The sequence below is a fragment of the Acinetobacter sp. YH12151 genome, from assembly GCF_013418355.1.
Taxonomy (GTDB): Bacteria; Pseudomonadota; Gammaproteobacteria; order Pseudomonadales; family Moraxellaceae; genus Acinetobacter; species Acinetobacter pseudolwoffii.
Genome location: NZ_VPCG01000096.1, coordinates 1 through 3,957, shown reverse-complemented (window position 1 = coordinate 3,957; position 3,957 = coordinate 1). Strand labels below are relative to the sequence as shown.

3 protein-coding genes and 1 pseudogene are annotated in these 3,957 nt (G+C 40.5%); 1 reads left to right on the top strand and 3 read right to left on the bottom strand.

Going from position 1 to position 3,957, the window contains the following annotated elements; genetic code table 11:
• Window positions 1–507: 507 nt before the first annotated feature.
• The 3 genes from FTU82_RS15810 to FTU82_RS15800 are packed head-to-tail and all read right to left on the bottom strand — an operon-like array spanning window position 508 to window position 2,734.
• Window positions 508–1,068 carry a TPM domain-containing protein gene (locus FTU82_RS15810; RefSeq protein ID WP_100357535.1) on the bottom strand — a complete coding sequence of 187 codons (561 nt, stop codon included), beginning with the start codon at window positions 1,066–1,068 and terminating at the stop codon, window positions 508–510.
• A complete protein-coding gene (locus tag FTU82_RS15805) occupies window positions 1,062–2,111 on the bottom strand; it encodes a YgcG family protein (protein WP_100357534.1) in 1,050 nt (349 codons plus the stop codon). Before FTU82_RS15805 ends, FTU82_RS15810 begins: the two co-directional genes overlap by 7 nt.
• A gap of 32 nt (window positions 2,112–2,143) precedes the next feature.
• The gene (locus FTU82_RS15800; RefSeq protein WP_100357533.1) at window positions 2,144–2,734 is read right to left on the bottom strand and encodes a LemA family protein; all 591 of its coding nucleotides are present in this window, start codon (window positions 2,732–2,734) and stop codon (window positions 2,144–2,146) included.
• A 164-nt stretch (window positions 2,735–2,898) separates the two neighbouring features.
• Here FTU82_RS15800 and FTU82_RS15795 point away from each other — a divergent pair.
• Window positions 2,899–3,957, top strand: a pseudogene (locus FTU82_RS15795) (IS4 family transposase); the annotation flags it as partial.

Sequence of the window (3,957 nt, the reverse complement as noted above, 5' to 3'; positions counted from 1 at the left end):
CTCGGTTAATTAAGGCTCGGTTATAGGATGACCAATTGGTTGTACGGTAGATTTTAGAGGCAGGCTTATTCATTTTGAAATTATATTGCTGAATAAGCTTTTGATGCTAGGTTTGTGCAACAAAGCCGTTCTTGAGCATGAATAAAAGCGGAGATTGAAAAAAGTAGAAAAAGATAATATTGATGCTCCATATCAAATTTATTATTTTTATGTCCATATTGACTTACTTATGGATTGTTTATTTTATATGGACACTTATGGAGTATCAATTAAGGTAAAACCTTTTTGAGCGTTCATAACATTCTCCACAAATGTTTTTTGTTTATTTATAAGCCTAAAGAAAAAGCTCATTTAGCTTATTTTATATTTAGCACTAAGTGTGCCAAGTTTTATTATAATAAAATTAACAGAAAAAACAGCACTTTAAAAAAATATTTTTATTTTTGTAATTTTTATGTTTTATTTTGTGTAACTAACTGACAAAAAATGTCAGTTAGTTGACTAAAATCACCCCAATATAATCGGTTTATTCCCTAATTCATTTTCCAAATCATCTATTTTGCGATCATAGTACTGATCTAAGACTTCTCCAATCTGCCCCACACCTTCAATAACCCCGTCTTTAAACTTCTGCTGGACTAAATGCTGAATAATATTTTGGCAAATTTCATCCCAGACCTGCTGGGTCGTCGCATTCTTAATTCCCCGATCAATCACAATTTCAACCTTGTGCTCGCACAGATTTAAATAGAGCAGTACCCCACTGTTATATTCGGTATCCCAAACCCCAATTTCAGCAAATAACTGTCGGGCACGACATAAGGTATCTTGATAATAAGCAGATCGTGAAGGCAGACAGCCTTCAATCACCACCTGAATCTCCCCGACATGCCCATGCTCGGCTTCTTCCACCGCCACTGCAATGGAATGCTGATCCTGCTTGGAGAAAAAACGCTTGGTGGCCGGCATATAAAAGAAATGTTTTAACCAGCGTTTAAAACTCGGCTGCGCATGTTCTTCCAGCTTCGGCTGCGTGACAATCTCTGTCGTATCTGTCGTTGTTACCATGAGCCTGATGCTCCTCCCCCACCAAATCCACCACCGCCACCGCCGAAGCCGCCGCCCCCAAAACCACCACGACCACCACCGCCGCGGCCACCACCTGCCATAAAGGCATGTAAAATCAGCTGGGCCAGTGAAGTGACCAATAAAAAGAATACCCCGGCACCAATCATTAAACTGGCAATTAAACCCATGCCATTGACCAGACCGGCAGCTGTGCCTGCAACTGCGGCAGTCGCAGCACTGAGTTTTCTGCCAAAAATCATCGAAGCAATCACACCAGCAACAATAATAAACAGCACGCTACTGAACGTTGCCTTACTGGCTTTTTGTGCCTGATAAGCCTGTTCCTGACGCTCTTTCAGCTCATCGGCCGCCTGTGCAGCAATTTCAGGATCAAGATTTAAAATCCGTTCTATTTCAGTCAGTCCTGAGTCGATCCCTTGTGCATATTGAGCCTGTTTAAAATACGGTGTGATCTTGTCATTGATAATCCGGCCTGCCACGATATCGGGCAACACCCCTTCCAGACCATAACCGGTCAAGATCTGAATACGGCGATCATTGATGGCAATGGTCATCAATAAGCCATTATCGCGTTTGGCTGAACCGAGCTGCCAGGCGTCGGCTATGCGCATGGAATAATCAAAAATATCTTCCTGTCCCGTGGTTGGAACAATCACTACACCAACCTGGCCTTTGCCAGCATTATGCAAGTTTAAAATGCGTTGACTAATCGCCTGCTTTTCAATTGGGCTGAGTATATTGGCCTGATCAATCACCGGTTCATTTAGACTGGGTAAATCACGCTGTATCTGGCCTTCGGCCATATCATTGGCAATTTGTGGCGGCTGGGCTGGCGCTACTTCAGTATCTGATTGAGTCCTTGCAGTATTATTCGCAGCCGGATTTTGCAATATTTCACGTGCAACAATAACTTCTTCGGTATCCGTTGCTGTCGCGGTCTCACTCCAGGCCAGATTGCTCAGACTTGCACTTAAACTGATCAACAAACCGGCACAGAATTTTGCCGCCAGATTATGCCTCATTGCAGCCACTCTCTCTTTTGCAAAATTTGATCTTAATCAAATGAAACTGTCGGGGCTTTCTGTGCACTTTGCTCGGCACTAAAGTTTGGTTTGGTCTCCATTCCAATCACTTTGGCAGTCATCACTTGTGGGAACTGACGCGCATAAGAGTTAAAGTCCTGAACAGTCGTAATATAACGGTTACGTGCCACAGCAATTCTATTTTCAGTGCCTTCCAACTGTACCTGCAAATCACGGAACTGCTCGTTGGCTTTCAGATCTGGATAATTTTCAGTCACCGCCAATAAACGCGATAGAGCACTGGTCATTTGCGACTGCGCTTCCTGATAACGCTGGAATAATTCGGGATCTTCCAGTACTTCTCGATCCACTTTTAAACCGGCGACATTCGCACGCGCTTGGGTCACCTCAGTTAATACCTGCTCTTCATGCGCGGCATAGCCTTTGACCACATTGACCAGATTCGGCACCAGGTCGGCACGGCGCTGATACTGGTTTTGCACTTCAGACCATGAAGCAGTTACCGCTTCATCTTTCACCTGTAAAGTGTTATAGCCACATCCTGTGAGGGTCAAGGTACTGGCCAGCATCAGGGTTATTAAAGATTGTTTTAATACACGCATGATGTTTATCCTCAATTATTTATTGATATTTATTTAATTAATTTGATTTTAAACAGTATTTTCTAAAGTTTTGTTACTTTTTATAATCTTTTTCTCTGTACACGACAAAAATAGATAACTCATTGAAATAATGTCACAATAATTGTTTTCTAACGACGAATACTATGACACATCTCAATGAGTTATATCTTATCTTAAACAAATATCAAAAATGGAACAAGTCACATTTAAAGTGCTTTGCGCTCATCATGCTTGTGATTATTTTAAAGCAAACATGTAATCTTTCTTCTGCATCTAAAGCCTTGCCCATCAAGTGCTTACCACAATCATTTTATCGACGTATGCAGCGCTTCTTTGCAGGTCAGTATTTCGATTATCGTCAAATTTCTCAGTTGATTTTCAATATATTTTCATTCGACAAAGTGCAACTGACTTTAGATAGAACCAATTGGAAATGGGGAAAACGAAATATTAATATCCTGATGCTCGCGATCGTTTATCGTGGAATAGCGATACCTATCGTTTGGACATTACTTAATAAACGTGGAAATTCAGATACAAAAGAGCGTATTGCTTTGATTCAACGCTTTATCTCCATTTTTGGTAAAGACCGTATTGTGAATGTGTTCGCAGACAGAGAGTTTATCGGTGAGCAGTGGTTTACATGGTTAATTGAACAAGACATCAACTTCTGCATTCGTGTTAAAAAAACTTTATTGTCACCAATCATTTAGGAAAGAATCATAAAATCAGTGATTTATTTCGCCATCTTCAAGTTGGTCAAATTGAATGTCGTAAACAACGGATTTTGGTTGGTCGAGTGAAACTATATATAAGTGCACTACAGTTAGAAAATGGAGAACTTTTACTCGTCGTTTCTTCTCAGTTTAATGCCAATCCTATTCAGGATTATGCATTACGCTGGGAAATTGAAACCTTATTCAGTTGTCTCAAAGGACGCGGGTTTAATCTTGAAAATACTCGTTTAACAGACACCTAGACGAGTCAAGAAATTGATAGCAGTGCTAGCTATCGGTTTCTGTTGGTGCTATTTAACAGGTGAATGGCAACATGATCAAAAAAAGTGATAAAAATAAAGAAGCATGGACGACTCTCAATGAGTTTATTTCGCTATGGTTTAGACTATGTTCAAATGGCGATTCAGCGTTTAATTGGTTTTGGGAAAAAAGAAGAGTTTAAGGAAATTTTGGCAATTTTAAGAA